At 65.4% G+C, this 15,126-nt stretch carries 11 protein-coding genes and 2 pseudogenes; 4 read left to right on the plus strand and 9 right to left on the minus strand.

The genetic code is table 11. The features are described 5' to 3' along the window. Positions 1–101: 101 nt before the first annotated feature. Together ACVIGB_RS06805 and ACVIGB_RS06810 are read left to right on the plus strand one after the other, a co-directional pair. Positions 102–977: a DUF6502 family protein gene (locus ACVIGB_RS06805; protein ID WP_456723286.1), complete on the plus strand. Its 876-nt coding sequence runs from the start codon at positions 102–104 to the stop codon at positions 975–977. Next, on the plus strand, positions 974–2,218 hold the full coding sequence (locus ACVIGB_RS06810) for a DUF5666 domain-containing protein (protein WP_456723285.1): 1,245 nt from the start codon (positions 974–976) through the stop codon (positions 2,216–2,218). The genes ACVIGB_RS06805 and ACVIGB_RS06810 overlap by 4 nt, the downstream gene beginning before the upstream one ends. 189 nt (positions 2,219–2,407) lie before the next feature. Here the strand turns inward: ACVIGB_RS06810 and ACVIGB_RS06815 are convergent. The 5 genes and pseudogenes from ACVIGB_RS06815 to ACVIGB_RS06835 form a co-directional block, all read right to left on the minus strand. Further along, positions 2,408–2,506 (minus strand): annotated as a pseudogene (locus tag ACVIGB_RS06815) (IS5/IS1182 family transposase); the annotation flags it as partial. A gap of 40 nt (positions 2,507–2,546) precedes the next feature. Continuing rightward, positions 2,547–2,683, minus strand: a pseudogene (locus ACVIGB_RS06820) (transposase); the annotation flags it as partial. A 175-nt stretch (positions 2,684–2,858) separates the two neighbouring features. Beyond that, on the minus strand, positions 2,859–3,413 hold the full coding sequence (locus ACVIGB_RS06825; RefSeq protein WP_456723284.1) for a putative immunity protein: 555 nt from the start codon (positions 3,411–3,413) through the stop codon (positions 2,859–2,861). Between the two features lie 119 nt (positions 3,414–3,532). Continuing rightward, positions 3,533–4,888: a M23 family metallopeptidase gene (locus ACVIGB_RS06830; RefSeq protein ID WP_092113778.1), complete on the minus strand. Its 1,356-nt coding sequence runs from the start codon at positions 4,886–4,888 to the stop codon at positions 3,533–3,535. A 100-nt stretch (positions 4,889–4,988) separates the two neighbouring features. Next, a complete protein-coding gene (locus ACVIGB_RS06835; protein ID WP_456725226.1) occupies positions 4,989–5,729 on the minus strand; it encodes a peroxiredoxin in 741 nt (246 codons plus the stop codon). A 227-nt stretch (positions 5,730–5,956) separates the two neighbouring features. On the opposite strand from ACVIGB_RS06835, the gene ACVIGB_RS06840 reads away from it, so the two are divergent. Both ACVIGB_RS06840 and ACVIGB_RS06845 read left to right on the plus strand, forming a co-directional pair. Beyond that, entirely contained in the window at positions 5,957–9,661 is a 3,705-nt protein-coding gene (locus tag ACVIGB_RS06840; RefSeq protein ID WP_456749119.1) for a hypothetical protein, read from the plus strand. Positions 9,662–9,885: 224 nt separating this feature from the next. Next, positions 9,886–11,640: a hypothetical protein gene (locus ACVIGB_RS06845; RefSeq protein WP_456723283.1), complete on the plus strand. Its 1,755-nt coding sequence runs from the start codon at positions 9,886–9,888 to the stop codon at positions 11,638–11,640. Between the two features lie 68 nt (positions 11,641–11,708). On the opposite strand, the gene ACVIGB_RS06850 is transcribed toward ACVIGB_RS06845, so the two are convergent. From ACVIGB_RS06850 to ACVIGB_RS06865, 4 genes are all read right to left on the minus strand, one after another. After that, a complete protein-coding gene (locus tag ACVIGB_RS06850; protein WP_456723282.1) occupies positions 11,709–12,260 on the minus strand; it encodes a cupin domain-containing protein in 552 nt (183 codons plus the stop codon). A gap of 98 nt (positions 12,261–12,358) precedes the next feature. Then, the gene (locus ACVIGB_RS06855; RefSeq protein ID WP_456723281.1) at positions 12,359–12,769 is read right to left on the minus strand and encodes an ester cyclase; all 411 of its coding nucleotides are present in this window, start codon (positions 12,767–12,769) and stop codon (positions 12,359–12,361) included. A gap of 149 nt (positions 12,770–12,918) precedes the next feature. Beyond that, positions 12,919–13,722, minus strand: a complete 804-nt coding sequence (locus ACVIGB_RS06860) for a helix-turn-helix domain-containing protein (RefSeq protein ID WP_456723280.1) — start codon at positions 13,720–13,722, stop codon at positions 12,919–12,921. A gap of 103 nt (positions 13,723–13,825) precedes the next feature. Beyond that, positions 13,826–15,073: an MFS transporter gene (locus ACVIGB_RS06865; protein WP_456723279.1), complete on the minus strand. Its 1,248-nt coding sequence runs from the start codon at positions 15,071–15,073 to the stop codon at positions 13,826–13,828. Positions 15,074–15,126 lie beyond the last annotated feature (53 nt).

The following is a 15,126-nucleotide window of genomic DNA, read 5'->3' on the forward strand; positions in this document are numbered from 1 at the left end:
ATGTGATTTTATTTCCCATAAGTGGGAAAATGTCACACGTCAAGCGGGGTGGGCAAAACGGTGGGATTGTGTCCCACGCAGCGGGCGGCTAAAAGTTAGGCATGAATGCCAAGCCCCCGAAGCCGAAGCCGGGATCGTCCGCGCCGATCGTCGCCGCGAAGCTGCACGCGCCGCTGGCGCGGATGCTGCGCCCGCTGGTGCGGCTTTGCGTCCGCGGCGGCATGACATTTCCGGCGCTGACCCAGCTGTTGCGCGAGCTCTATGTCAACGTCGCCGAGCACGACTTCGCGCTCGAAGGCAAGGAGCAGACCGACAGCCGCGTCAGCCTCCTGACCGGTATCCACCGCAAGGAGGTGGCGCGGCTGCGCGGCGCGGGCGCTCCGGTCAATGCGGTGCCGGCGACGCTGTCGCGCACCAGCGCAATCATCGCGCGTTGGTTGGCCGCGCCCGAATTCACCGACGCCAAGGGCGATCCGCTGCCGTTGCCGCGCACCGCCGATGGCGGCGCGCCGTCGTTCGAGACGCTGGTCGAATCGATCACCAAGGATGTGCGGCCGCGCGCGGTGCTCGACGAATGGCTCGACCGCAAGCTCGTCACGATCAATGATCGCGACGAGATCATGCTGGTCGAGGAGGCCTTCGTCCCGCATGGCGACGACGATCGCAAATGGCACTATCTCGGCCGCAATTTGCACGACCATGTCGCGGCCGCCGAGATGAACGTGTCGTCGGCGACGCCGCGCTTCCTTGAACGCGCGGTACATTACGACGGGCTGTCGGCCAAACTGGCAAAACGGCTCGAGGGCCGCTCGCGCGAGCTCGCGATGGAGGCGCTGAAGGTTGCCAACCGCGAGGCCAACCGCGCATTGGCCAAGGACAAGGGCGGCGACTACCGCTGGAATTTCGGCATCTACATCTATCGCGAGGGCCCCGACGGTCCGGTCGATGACGATGCCGACGAAGGCGGTGCGGCATGAAAAGCCCGCCGGTCATTTCCCGCCGCGCGCTGCTGATCGGCTTCTGGCTCGCCGGAACCTCGCTCGCGGGCGCGCAGGTCAAGAAGCGCGGCAACGATCAGGGCATCGGCGGCACCGGGATCACCGGCTCCGACCAGGGCATCGGTGGCACCGGCATTGTCGGCGTGATCCAGCGGTTCGGCTCGATCTACGTCAATGGCGAGCGCGTCGCCTATGCGGCCGACGTGCCGGTCCGGATCGACGGCGAGGCGGCGAGCGCGAAAGCGCTGCGGATCGGCCAGCTCGCGCGCGTGGTCGCACAGGGCGATGCCGGCGGCACGCTGTCGACCAAACGCATCGACGTGGCGAGCGAAGTGACCGGGCCGGTCGAGCAGGTGAAATCGGGCGAGCTGACGGTGCTCGGCCAGAAGGTCGCCTGGAGCGGCCGCGAGAGCTGGCTGAAGGTCGGCGCGCATGTCGCCGTGTTCGGGCTGCGCCGCACCGACTGCGTCGTCGTCGCAAGCCTGGTGCAGGAGCGCCATGACGCTGCGATGCGCGTCGCAGGACCACTCGAGCGCGACCGCGACGGAGCGTTCCGGATCGGCGAGCTCAAGCTCAGCGGCGTCGATGCGGCTTTGGCCGGTCAGCGCGTGCAGGTCGAAGGGCATGTCGCGCAGGGCGTGATGCAGGTCTCGCGCAGCCGCGCTGATGACTTCTCCGATCTCACCGGCGCGAAGCGGCTCTTGATCGAGGCCTATGTTCGGCGGGTCGGCAACGACCTGCAGCTCGGCTCCGGCTTCGTCGCGCGCGACCACTCGCGCTTTTCGCCGGCCGCCGATACGCGCGTGGTCGTCAACGCGCAGCTGTCGGGGACGCGCGAGCTGCGCGTCGAGTCGGTGCAATCGGTCACCAGATTCCCGGGCTCGTCGGTGAAGAGCCCGGGCACGCCGGGCCGCGGCTCGGGTGGCGGCGGTTCCGGGCCGGGACATGGATCCGGACCCGGCGGGCGCGGCGCGCCTGGCGGCGGCGGTCCTAGTGGCAGCCCTGCTGGGCCGTCTGGTGCGCCCGGCGGCGGCCCGCCAGGTGGTGGCGGTCCTGCGCCCGATCCCCTGAATGGCGGAACGACCGGCCCCGGTCCGGGCGGCTTCGGCTCGCCCGGCGGACCATTCGGCCCCGGAGGCGGCGGTGGCCCATTCGGGCCCGGCGGCGGATTCGGTGGTGGCGGGCCACCCGGCGGCATGGGCGGTGGCGGCCGCCGCTAAAGCGTTTTCGAGCGAAGTGGACGCCGGTTCGCGTGAAGGAAACGCGTCAAGACAAAAAACTGGAGCATCGGTGCTGATGCAATCAGAACCGATGCTCCAAGCCACAAACGAGATCGGCGCAAGCGAGGCCGCTTGCGCCGATGTTCAGATCAATCGTTGCGAGATTGAGCTAGCCCGCGCTGAGCCGGACGCCGGCGCGGAGGAATTTCTGCGGATCGAGAGCCGGATCGGGAGGCCGTGAGCGTCGACGACGACGTGGATCTTGGTCGTGAGCCCGCCGCGTGATCGAGGTGGTACGCGGTCCATAGCGTTCTGGTAGGTCGCGTCATGGTGCTCCCGATCGAAGCACCAAAAAATGCCGTTCAGCACGCGCCGATCATCGACGCGGGGCACGCCTCTCGGCTTGTTGGGCAGCAGCGGCGTGATCACGCGCCATTCGAAGTCGGTCAGATCATATCGGCTCATATTGAGCTTGAATCAGAGTTCGGCGCGATATGAAAGCGGTCAGTCGGCAAACGCCCCACGTCCGGCATTTGCCGCCGAACCGGGAAGCGCAATAGCGGTAGCTCGGCGTAGGTCAACACTAATAGAGCCACGCTTCTTAGCGGACCGAACGGGCGCTTGGTGCTAGATCTTTTGCTCAATCTGGCTTTTGGTCCAGCGGGGAAAGGCCGGCCTGAAGGTCACGGATTATGATGGCTAGTTGGCCTGAGGCGAGGAGCCCTGGCCCTAAGGGACCCGAACGGTCTTCGCCTACACGTGGAAGCGCTCGCAGTGCAGTCCGCACCTCCGCTTTCATATGCATGAGCTGCCAGCGAACCTCGTCATCGGCGGCTCCTGGCCGGTCGGGAGACGCTAAGCTGGCGGCCTTAACTGCATACGCTGCGGCGCCCAAGGCGTGTGCACCCATGTGGCAAACGGCTGCGGCTTGACCGGCAGCTCTGGCGGCGGCAGCGGCTGCGGGAGACTTCACCTCTTTAGCAGCGCCGCCGCCCATAAACCGTTGGCGAATTTCCACGGCGGTGTCCAACTCCCCGCGGGAGTACGCTCGGGTCCGGGCGATAGCAGCGCGAGGGCGACCGTCAGTCGGCCTTTCAGCTTCAAAAATCCGCAGAACTCGTTCAGCACAGTCGGCGGCCCATGCAGCGACAAGTCGCCGATCGGATTCGCTCAATGCCTGCGAAGATTTCGCCATCTCAGACTCTAAAAATGAAACTCAACCATTCAGTCAAATATGACCGCTTTGCGGTCTACGTGACCCAAAAGCCGACAGTCCCACCAATCTCTGTCGTTCCCGATTTATGAGTTCACGGCCTAGCCCGCGCTGAGCCGGACGCCGGCGCGGAGGAATTTCTGCGGATCGACCGCTTCGCCGTCGATGCGGGTCTCATAGTGCAGATGCGGACCGGTGGAACGGCCGGTCGAACCGACGGCGCCGATCACCTGGCCGATCTTGACGTATTCACCGACCTTGACGCCGATCTCGGAGAGATGGCCGTAGCGGGTCGAGAGGCCATTGCCGTGATCGACCTCGACCATGCGGCCGTAGCCGCCGGCCCAGCCCGCCGACACCACCTTGCCGTTGGCGGTGACGCGCACCGGATCGCCCTGCGCGGCGCGGAAGTCGAGCCCGGTGTGCATCGCCGGACGGCCGAGGAAAGGATCGGAGCGAACGCCGAAGCCGCTGGTGAATTCGACCTCGCCGACCACGGGCTTGCGGTAAGGCACCAGCGCCAGCGTCTGGTTCAGGCGCTGCATCTGCGCGCGGTTGATGTTGATGCGATAGAGCTGGCGCTCGAACGCGCCGGCGTCGGGCGCGAGCTTCACCGGCACATAGGGGCCGCCCATGCCGGAGCGCGGCGTCGCGGCTTCGAGCTGCGTCATGTTGAGGCCGAGATCGGAGATCACGCCGCGCATCCGGCGCACCCGCGATTCGATGCCGTCCTCGACCGAGGACAGTGCGGCGACCTGGCGCCGCTCGACCTGGTCAAGCGAGGTCTGCAGGCGGACCAGGACGTTGTCGACGCCCTGGGCCTTCGCGAACTGGTTCGGCTGCGCCTTGGCGATCAGCGGCGCGCGCGATTCCAGCCGCGCCTCGCGATCCGGCGGCGCCACGAAGATCACGGTGTCGCTGATCGGGGAGGGCTTTGGCGTACCGGATGACGGCGCGGCGTCGGCGCGGCCCTGCGGCTTGATCGATCCGGTGGTCGCAACATCAGGCATCGCGCCGAGCGCGGTGGCGCGCGATTCCAGCGCCGACTGCCGCTTCATGATCTGGTCGAGCTTCTGGTCGAACTGTTCCTGATCGAGCAGCTGGCGGCTGGTGGTGCGGTCGACCTTGGCGCGTAGCTCCGAGATGCGGTCCTCATAGGCGTATTGCATCTCCGCCTGGCGCGCGATCAGCCGGGTCAGGACGTCGTCACGGAACGCGAAATACGTCGCGGTCGCCGCCGACCACATGCCGAGCAGGACGACGGTGCCGACCGCGATCCAGAACACCACCGGTCCGAACCGGACCTGCTTGCCGGCATGGACCAGGGTATAGCCCTCGCCGGAGGCCGCCGCGGCAGCCGCCGGTGCGGCATGCTGGGCCACCGGACGGCGTGCCGGCGACCGGCCATGGTCCTGCGGATGATGGTGTTTCTGGTGATGACCGGACCGGCTCGACATCGGTACTCCCGCGGCCGGTCGGACCAAGCTCCGTACGGCTAATTTGCGGGGCCGATTTGAGCCCGCCATGGTTAATTTTCAGGAAACGGAACCCATCCGGTCAGAGCGATCGGGCGGCCTCCAATACCGCTTCGGCGTGGCCGTCGACCTTCACATGACGCCAGATCCGGGCGACTTTTCCACTGGAATCGACCAGAACCGTGGTGCGAATAATTCCCATGAAGGTCCTGCCATACATGGATTTTTCGCCCCAGGCGCCATACGCCTCGAGCATCTGATGAGCCGGGTCCGAGACCAGCGGCACGGACAGCTGGTGTTTGCTTCGAAATGACTCCTGCGCCTTAACCGTATCGGCGGAAATGCCGACCACCTCGGCACCTGAAGCCGCGAACTCATGCTTGAGCCGCGTGAAGTCGATCGCCTCCCTGGTGCAGCCGGGGGTGTCGGCGCGGGGATAGAAGAACAGCACCAGCTTCTTGCCGGCAAAATCCCTCAGTGAAACGCTGCCTCCGCCGTCGCGCGGCAGGTCGAATCCAGGCGCCGCGGCGCCCTCAGTGAGTGTGACGGCGGACGACTTGGTCACGGTTGCGGCCGGCTCAGCCTTTAATGGTTTCGATGCGGCCTTGTGCGAGGCTTTGTCTGGAACACCCGCTGCGGTCTTAGCGGTGGTCTTGGTCTTGGCCTTGGCCTTCGTTGCTTTCTTGGCCGCGGCCTTCTTCGCAACCGTTGTGCGGGTTTTCATCGCGGACTTCCCAGTGCTTGCGCTTGCGGCGCGCGCAACCTTTGTTGCGACCCGCTTTCCGGTTGTGTTGGAGGATTTCTTGCGCGTTTTCTTGGACATACGCCTTCCTTTCGTCGCTTTCGGAAGATCAACCATTGGGGTATTGCGGGTCTCATTCGCAGCTGCCGGATTCGCATCGGCCGCTGGGCAAGTTTGATGGCCACGGAGTATGGTGACAAGGAATTCGACGCGTTACGCGTCCGCTTGCTGAATTGGCTTTCGATTGGTTGGTTTGGTCCGTTCCGGGGCCATCGGCGAGTAACATGATTAGGCGAGGATAGGCGGCGATGCCGGCAAGGGAGCGCTCGATAACAGTCGACGGGCGCCCCGATGGCGGCGATCAGCTTCGCCGTCGGCACCGAGAGGCAATGGCAAGGAACACGTCGCCGCAGGGTCCAAATCCGCGCGCCGGGACCGACTTCTCGCAACGGGAGGACGACGCCGCGTGGGACGAGCAGGATGAGGCGGCGGGCAACCGTGCGCGGCAATTGCTGGCGCGTTCCAACACCAACCTGCACCGTTTCACCGATTTCTGCACCGGCATGCAGCGCTGGCTGAACGGCGAACGCTGGATCCGTCGCATCGGGCTCGTGCTCGTGGTGCTGGTCGTGATGTTCGCGACCTGCTTCGGCGCATTGTGGTGGCGGCTCGGCGCCGGTCCGATCAATCTCGATTTGGCGACGCCATGGCTTGCCGCGGCGATCGAGGAGAATATCGGTCACGGCAACACGGTCGAGGTCGGCGGAACGCAGATCGAGCGCGCCGGCCGCATCAGGATTGCGGTGCGCATCCGTGACATCATCGTCCGCGACCGCGACCACGCGGTCGTTGCCAGCGCGCCGAAAGCCGAAGTGCGTCTGTCCGGAACGGCATTGCTGATGGGCCAGTTGCGGGCGGAGAGTCTCAATCTGGTCGATGCGGAACTGTCGGTGCGCATCACGCCCGATGGCAATGTCACCGTGTCCGCCGGCGACACCGCAAAACCGCTCGCCACCGGCGTTGCATCCAAGCGGGAGGCGGGGCTGCCGCCGACATTCCCGCGGCCGGCGACCGCTGCGCCGCCGCCTCCAGTTGCGTTGCCTCCGGTTGCCTCCGGGCCCTCGGCGGCCGCACCCGATTCGGCCCAGAGCGGGCTGCTCGCCGGCCTCGACTGGCTCGACAGCCTCAGCATGACCGGTCTCGACGGTCAGAACCTCAACGAGATCGGCCTGAAGAACGGCAATCTCGTCGTCGACGACCAGCAGCGCGGCAACAAATGGAGCTTTGAGAATATCAGCCTGAGCCTGCGGCGCCCGAGCGGCGGCGGGGTTGCGCTCAGCTTCGGCGAGGACGGCGCAAAGCCCTGGTCGGTGCGCGTCCTGGTTGGACCGCAGCAGAACGGCGTGCGCTCGGTCGACATCAAGGCCGACAAGGTCTCCACCCGCAACATCCTGCTCGCGATGCGGACCAAGGATCTCACCTACACCGCCGACCTGCCGCTGTCGGGCGAGATGAAGGGCGAGCTCGGCCGCGACGGCCTGCCGACCTATTTCCGCGGCAAGATCAATGTCGGCGCCGGCAACATCATCGACACCGACACGCCCGACTACCCGATGCCGGTCGATTCGGCCGAGATGAGCGTCGAGTGGGATTCGGGGCGCCGCGTGCTGCTGGCGCCGATCAAGATCGTCTCGGGCGCCAACCGCATCACGCTGCTCGGCCATCTCGAGCCGCCGAACGACAACGTCACCGACTGGCAGGCGGGCCTGTCGGGGGGCACCATCGTGCTGGCCGGCGCCGATAAGAATGAACCGCCGCTGATCTTCAATCGCATCAACGTCGGCTTCCGGTTCGACACCGAGAAGAAGCGGGCGCTGCTGACCCAGGCCGACATCTCCAATGGCGAGATCGGCGTCGCCGGCACTGGCAGCATCGACTATTCCGGCGAGCCGCGGTTGCAACTCGGCTTCGCCGGCACCCCGATGTCGGCCTCCGCGCTGAAGCGGATGTGGCCGATCATCATCGTGCCCGAGGTGCGCGAATGGGTGCTCGAGCGGATCGACCGCGGCACGCTCCAGCGCATCGATGTCGGCGTCAATTCGCCGGTACATAATCTGTCGCGCAAGGGACCACCGATCCCGGATGACGGTCTCTCGGTCAACATCGTCGCCTCGGGTGTCACGGTGCGCCCGGTGGATCAGATGCCCGCAGTGCATGACGCGGATCTGAAAGCCAGGGTGACCGGCCGCACCGCGACGGTGACCATCAACCAGGGCATCGCCGACACGCCGGCAGGCCGCAAGATCACGCTGTCGGATTTCACCTTCGAGGTGCCGGACATGGCGCCGAAGCCGTCGCCGTCGAAGGTCAAGTTCCGGGTCGACTGTCCGGTGCCGGCCGCCGCCGAAATCCTCGCATCCGACCGGCTCAGCGATCTCTCGGGTCCGCCGATCGATCCCAACGCCAGCAAGGGCAACGTCACGGCCACGATCAATCTCGGCATGCCGGTGACGGGCGGGCTGACCAAGGCCGACACGCAATATTCCGTCACCGCCGACATCTCCGGCGTTGCCGTCGACAAGCTGGTGATGAACCAGAAGCTCGAGGCCAACACGCTGAAGGTGATTGCGAGCAACGCCGGCTTCCAGGTCAAGGGCGACGTCAAGATCAACGGGCAGGCGGCCTCGCTCGACTACCGCAAGCCGGCCGACGGCGATGCCGACGTCAAGCTGCAGGCAACGCTGGATGACGCGAGCCGCGCGCGGCTCGGGCTTGATCTCGGCCCCGCAGTGTCGGGCGCGATCCCGATCAAGCTGAGCGGCAAGATCGGCAGCGGCGACAATCCTGCGACCAAGATGGGCGTCGAGGCCGACCTGACCCAGCTCAAGCTCGACAACATCCTGCCGGGCTGGGTCAAGGCGCAGGGCAGGGCCGGCAAGGCGACCTTCAACGTGGTGCCGAAGGGGCAGTCGACCCGGTTCGAGGATATCTCGATCGAAGGCAGCGGCGTCTCGATCAAGGGCGCGCTCGAGGTCGACCAGAATGGCGACCTGATGAATGCGAACTTCCCGACCTATGCGCCGTCGGACGGCGACAAGACATCGTTGCGGGCCGATCGCGGTCCCGACGGCGTGATCAAGGTGACGATGCGCGGCGACGTGTTCGATGGCCGCGGCTTCCTGAAATCGGCGATCTCCGGCCGCGACAGCGATCCCAAAAGCAAGACCAAGACCACCGATTTCGATGTCGATCTGAAGCTCGGCGCGGTGGCCGGGTTCAACGGCGAGGCGCTGCGCGGCGTCGACGCCAAGATTTCGCGCCGCAACGGGTTCTTCAAGGCGTTCACGCTGAGCGGCAGGGTCGGCCGCGATACTCCCGTCAGCGTCGATATGCGCGGCCGCCAGCAGGGCCGCGAGGTGATCTACCTGCAGACCGGCGACGCCGGCGCGTTCCTGCGCTTCATCGACACCTATTCGAAGGTGGTCGGCGGCCAGCTCACGCTGGCGATGGAGCCGCCGATCCCCGAGCCGAGCCCGAGGGAAGGACTCATCAACATCACCGGCTTCTCGGTGAAGGGCGAAACCCAGCTCGACCGCGCCGTTGCCGGCGGGCCGGTCAGCACCCAGAACGGCATCGGGTTCGACGCGTTGCGCGCCGAGTTCACGCGCCAGAGCGGCCAGCTTTCGATCCGCAACGGCGTGGTCAAGGGACCGAGCATCGGCGCGACCATCGAAGGCAGCATCGATTATCTCGGCAACCAGGTGCGGATGAACGGCACCTTCATTCCGATGTACGGGTTGAACAACATGTTCGGCCAGATCCCGTTCTTCGGGATTTTCCTCGGCGCCGGCAGCAATGAAGGCCTGATCGGCGTGACCTATGAGGTGGTCGGAACGCCCAGCCAGCCAGTGCTGCGCGTCAACCCGATCTCGGCACTGGCGCCCGGCCTGACGCGCAAGATCTTCGAGTTCAAACAGTACGGCCCGAACGATCTGCCGACGACGAACAATTAGCGCGTCAGCAGATTCCCTCGGCGGCAGCCGAGGGCCCGGACGAGATTGCCGGGCCTGACCGACCGGATCATCTATCGTGGCGAGTGTGAGGCCGCAGTGGACATGCGGTGGATTGTCGCACGCCCGTAACAGTCCGCCCGCAGATTGCGCGCGCCGGGCCGCCGACATGGCGGGCGGCTACGCCCCCTCGTTTTCTGAGAAAATCTTACATTGGGAGAAAAGCAATGATCGCCAAAGGATTGCGCCCGCCTGTGGGGCTTCCGCTGTCTCGGCAGGTTTTTGCGCTGACGCTGCTCGCCTCCACGGCGCTGGCCAGCAGTCTTGCGCACGCCGACGGCGACGACGTTCATTTCCGGCCGGGTCATCTGTTGTTGAGCCGTGCGGTGTTCGTCAACAACGCCGTCACCATCACGCCCGGCGTGACCCAGCTGCCGCCGAACTGCGTGTCGCCCAATTGCGTGACCGCCACGGCGGACGGCACCTATCCGACGGTGTTCAACAACGACGGTGTCGACGGCTCGTTCGGCCTGACTGCGAAGATATTGCTCGACGAACTGCGTCTCGACGGCAGACATGTGCAGTCGCTCGAGGTTCCGAACAGCGCCCAGCGCGGCGTTTCGCAAAACAAGGACCAGATGGTCACCAGCTTCTCGTCAAAATCCGAGCTGGCGCTCAATCTGTCGCTCGATCATCGCAGCGTGACCTTCATGGGCTATCTCGCTCCGATCGGCGCCATCGACGTGTCGAACTCCAACACCCCTGACGTCATCGATCCGACCAATCCGGTGCCCGGCACCTATTATCGTCTGGTCGCTGAAGTCGACGAGAACGGTCGCTTCCACTTCACCAAGGTGAACGGCTATAGCGGCAACAACGGCCGCGCTGCGATCTTCAACGATCGGCATGGTGCCGGTGTGTTCTACACCGCCGGCAACGCGGGCAATGGCGGCAACCCGCAGCCTGCGGGCGTCATCACGGGCGCCGGCATGCAGATCGCGAGAGAGGCCGACGCGCCGCTCGCGCGGCAGGCGGACCCGGGCGGACCTTTCCCGCTCGGCAGCTTCAACATCACCGAACTCGGCCAGAAGGCCGACAAGATCGGCAAGGACACCAATTTCCGCGGCCTCACCGTGTTCAACAACGTGATCTACACGACCAAGGGCAGCGGCGGGAACGGAATCAACACCGTCTACTTCATCGACACCACCGGCAACGCCGCCAACGGCAGCCCGAAGGCGTGCCCGAACGGCGTCGGCCTGCCGGCTCCGTCTGCGTCGCTGCCGACGACGCAGATCTTCTACGATGGCTCGAAGTTGGCGGGGCAGGGCGTCACGCCGTATAACATGTGCGTGCTGAGCGGTTTCCCGACTGCGCTCAAGAGCACGAGCTCGTTCCCGTTCGGTATCTGGTTCGCCGACGCGAACACACTCTACGTCGCCGACGAAGGCAACGGCACCGCGACATTCGACCCGACATCGAACAGCTATACCGCTGCCAAGGCGCAGACATCAGCCGGATTGCAGAAGTGGGTGTTCGACAGCACTGCCGGCGCGTGGAAGCAGGCCTACACCCTGCAGGCGGGACTTGACCTCGGTGTGCCCTACACGGTGCAGGGCTATCCAACCGGCAACAACGCCGCGACCGGCAAGCCGTGGTCGCCGGCCACCGACGGCCTGCGCAACATCACCGGCCGCGTCAACCGCGACGGCAGCGTGTCGATCTGGGCGATCACCTCCACGGTGAGCGGCAGCGGCGATCAGGGTGCCGATCCGAACAGGCTCGTGATGATCACCGACAAGCTTTCCGCGGCCACGCTGCCGGCCGGCGAACGCTTTGTCACGCTGCGTACCGCGAATGCCGGCGAGGCGCTGCGTGGCGTGTCATTCACGCCGGGCACCGGCGATGGCCGGGAGGAGGCCCATGACCGCGGCTCCTGCGGCCGTGACCACCGCAGCGACGATTGCCGCGACACCGACTGAACGAGAGACGTCGCAGCCTTCGGCCTCTCCTTGTCTGCCCGTGGGGAGAGGCCGTCGACCATGCCAAATCATTGCGGCGCGGGCGATGGCTCTCTTGGAAAGCGAACCCCGAAGCGCTGGATCAGACCGGGGACGCTGCTCATATCCATGTCGAGCGCATAGCGCGCGCAGAGCGTCGCCAGCCGCTGCGGATCAGGGGGACCGTTGCTCAACTCGGCTCCGAGCTCACGGAAATAGTTCTCGAAGCCGGCCGGTGAAATGATCTCCAATACGCGGGCGGGCGTGTCCCCGGCATTCCAGAACGTGTGCCACTGCTCGCGCGGCTTGAAGATCAGGTCTCCCGGATTGCCGATCACGACGGTGTCGCCGAGCATCACCCCGATGCGGCCCTCGAGGACGAAGCTGTACTCGTCCTCGCGATGATGCCGGTGCATGGGCGCTGCCAAAGCGCGCGGTTGCATCGGATGTTCGACAAGGGCGAAGCGCTTGCCGACATCGTCCCCGTCGATCATGAAGCGTGCGCTGGTGCCGCCGAGAATTGCGAGATGACCATCATGCGGGCCGAGTATTTGCGGCGATGCCATGTTGTCCTTCCTGCGGGGATCCGGATTCGTCGGCATGTCCATCGCTCCGGTGTCGGCCCGGCAGTGGCGCTCGCGATGCCGGCCGTGATGCCAAACTCGCGCGGCGTCGTTCTCGTCGCCGCCTCGGCTTCCCGCTAGGGCCGACCTTGCGGCGGAGGCGGCAGTGCTCCAATCTGATGAAGCAGCGCAAACCGGTCGGGCACGCCCCAGTGTTCGACGAGCCTGCCGTCGGCAAATCGGCAGATGTCCATGACATCGATGGCAACAGGCTTTCCCGAGTGCGGGTCGATGCCCGTTGCCTTGCTTCGCGCCCACACCGTATCGTGCGTTTCCGCGGCCGCTTCGATCGTGAGCTTCAGGTCCTTGATGCTGCGCCGCGCATCCTCGATCTGCGCTTTCAGGATTTGCGGGCCGGGAATATCGGTTTTCGACAGGTACTCATGTTCGATCAGCGTCTCGGCGCAGACTTCGTCCGCGACCGTCAAATCTCCCTGAGAAAAGCCGCGCTCGACGATGGCTTTGAAGCGCTCCAGGTTGGTCGACATGTCCGTTGCTCCGGTTCTCGGGCCGGTGACCGTGATGCCGGCCGCAACGACGCCGAATTCGCTTCGCGTCATCCTCTCCGCCATGTTGGCCTCCTGCGAGGGCAGATCTTGCGCGAAGCGCTAGCGAGAGCGCTTGTAAATTTTGGTCATCAGCCGGGGAAAAAGATGTTGTCCCAGTCGCCGATGAGGCTGCTCGGCGGTAAGCCGGCGAAAGCGTGGCATTCGCGGATGAAATGAGCCTGATCGAAATAGCCGAGTTCATGGATAATGTCGGTCCAGGACCGGTTCGGGGCGTCACGGCGGGCGACCAGCGCCCTGTCGAACCGGATCGTTCGCGCAAACAGCTTTGGCGTCATTCCGACTTGCGTCGCAAAACGACGCTGGAACTGGCTGGTGCTGAGGCCGGAATTTGCAACGAGGTCCTCGATCCGCGTACGGCCCCGGACAGCGATCATCCGGCGCGACGCGGCGGCGATCGCGCAGTCGGGGCCGCGCTTCTCGAGCATCGCCTCGACCCAGCGCTCGACCGCAGCGACGCGCAGATCGAACTCAGGCGCCATGCGCACGGCATCGCCGAGCGACGTGGCGGAATTGCCGAGAACATCGGAGGCGGCAGGGTCCTGGTTGACCAAAGTGGTCATGTCGATCCCAACCAATCGGTTCAAGCCGGTCGGTTGAAAGAGAATGTTGAAGACATGGACTGAGCCCGACAGGCAGACATGCGCGCGACGATAGGTTTGCGGTCCGACTATACCCACATCCGGCGTCGTGTTGGCCTTGCCGCCGTCAATGCGCACGCGATATGGCTCGGCCAGATGGATATCGAGGATTTGATGCGGCCGCGCGGTGACGGGCCAGGCCAGCACGGCGCTCCCCAATTCCACGCGCCTTTCCTCGAACGAGCGCAGGACACTGCGAAGTTGGGGATGGGGTAGCGCCCGCTTGATATCCATTGAGGCCCCTCGGTGGCGGAAGCCTAGATCGAGCCGACACTTGCGACAATATCGGTCTTGTCGGGCTCCGGCGCTATTTGCCGTACGTGCTCCGAGCGGAGCGCTAGCGCCGCAGCGCCGGCACCACCAGGAACGGGATCAGGCCGAGCACCACGTTGACGAGCGCGAAGGCGATCAGCGGATTGTAGCTGTGGGTCCAGTCATGGATCAGGCCGCCGCCCCAGGAGCCGAGCGCCGAGCCGAGGCCGCTGCCGATCATGATTGTCCCGTAGATCGTGCCGACGCGCTCGCCGCGGAAGATTTTAAGCGCGGTTGCGGTGATCAGCGGGCCGCGCGAGCCGATCATGCTGCCGAAGCAGATCACAAAGCCGGTCAGCAGCCAGTAGTTCGGATACCACTGCAACAGCCAGAGCAGGATGATGCCGATGATCGAGACGCCGTAGCTGAACAGCACGCTGGGACGGCGGCCGATGATGCCGTCGAGCGTGGATACGCCGAGCATGCCGACGAACAGCGCGACGCCGGAGAATCCCCAGGCGGTGGCTGCCTGCAGCGGCGGGAAGCCGACATCGATCAGGTAGGCGACGATCTGCGCCGTCAGCGCATACATCGCAACCGCTGTGAAGAAGAAGGTCGAGAACAATGCCCAGAAAGCGTGGTGGCGCATCGCGGCAAGCAGCGTCCAGCCTTCTTCGGCGAGGCCGGCTTGCGCCTTCCTGACGATGTGCGGCGATCCGCCGGCGAGCAGCCGCCACGGCAGGAACACGAGCGGAACGAGCAGGCAGAGCGCACCGGCGCCGAACACCTGATAGGCCTCGCGCCAGCCGATCCGGTCGATCAGCACCTGCGATAGTGGCAGCAGCAACAGCAGGCCGGCGCCAGTTGCCGAATACATCACGGCCATCGCCGTCGGCAGCCGCGGCCCGAACCAGCGGCCGAGCAGGATCGAATTCGACACATTGCCGATCAGCGCCGTGCCGAAGCCGACGCAGAGGCCGACGCTGAGCTGGAATTGCCAAAGCTGCTCGGCGCGTGAGGCGATGAGGAAGGCGCAACCGAGCAACGACAGGCCGAGCGCATAGACCACGCGCGGACCCGAGCGGTCGAACAGCCGTCCGACCAGCGGCGCGGTCAGGCCGCTGGCGAGCCAGGTCAGCGAATAGACCGACACGACGGAGGCGCGGTCCCAGCCGAAATTGTCCGAGATCGGTTTGAGGAAGACCGTGAAGCTGTCGCTGAGACCGCGCCCGAGCACCGACAGCACGAAGCAGAGTGCGAGCACGTTCAGCGCGACGCGCGACTGTTTCGCCGGCGTTGCAAGCGTGTCGTTCGGAGGCGTGGTCTGGTCCATCGAAAAGGAGGGAGCGCGCTTTCGGCACCCCCTGCAACCGTCAAATGCGAATG

Source organism: Bradyrhizobium sp. USDA 4341 (genome assembly GCF_054063755.1).

Bases quoted from the DNA above. Each gene is read 5' to 3' on its own strand.
- ACVIGB_RS06835 (WP_456725226.1), bottom strand. From the start codon at position 5,729: ATGTCCAAGAAAACGCGCAAGAAATCCTCCAACACAACCGGAAAGCGG.
- ACVIGB_RS06850 (WP_456723282.1), bottom strand. From the start codon at position 12,260: ATGCCGACGAATCCGGATCCCCGCAGGAAGGACAACATGGCATCGCCG.
- ACVIGB_RS06825 (WP_456723284.1), bottom strand. From the start codon at position 3,413: ATGGCGAAATCTTCGCAGGCATTGAGCGAATCCGATCGGCGACTTGTC.
- ACVIGB_RS06805 (WP_456723286.1), top strand. From the start codon at position 102: ATGAATGCCAAGCCCCCGAAGCCGAAGCCGGGATCGTCCGCGCCGATC.
- ACVIGB_RS06830 (WP_092113778.1), bottom strand. From the start codon at position 4,888: ATGTCGAGCCGGTCCGGTCATCACCAGAAACACCATCATCCGCAGGAC.
- ACVIGB_RS06860 (WP_456723280.1), bottom strand. From the start codon at position 13,722: ATGGATATCAAGCGGGCGCTACCCCATCCCCAACTTCGCAGTGTCCTG.
- ACVIGB_RS06840 (WP_456749119.1), top strand. From the start codon at position 5,957: ATGCCGGCAAGGGAGCGCTCGATAACAGTCGACGGGCGCCCCGATGGC.
- ACVIGB_RS06810 (WP_456723285.1), top strand. From the start codon at position 974: ATGAAAAGCCCGCCGGTCATTTCCCGCCGCGCGCTGCTGATCGGCTTC.
- ACVIGB_RS06855 (WP_456723281.1), bottom strand. From the start codon at position 12,769: ATGTCGACCAACCTGGAGCGCTTCAAAGCCATCGTCGAGCGCGGCTTT.
- ACVIGB_RS06865 (WP_456723279.1), bottom strand. From the start codon at position 15,073: ATGGACCAGACCACGCCTCCGAACGACACGCTTGCAACGCCGGCGAAA.
- ACVIGB_RS06845 (WP_456723283.1), top strand. From the start codon at position 9,886: ATGATCGCCAAAGGATTGCGCCCGCCTGTGGGGCTTCCGCTGTCTCGG.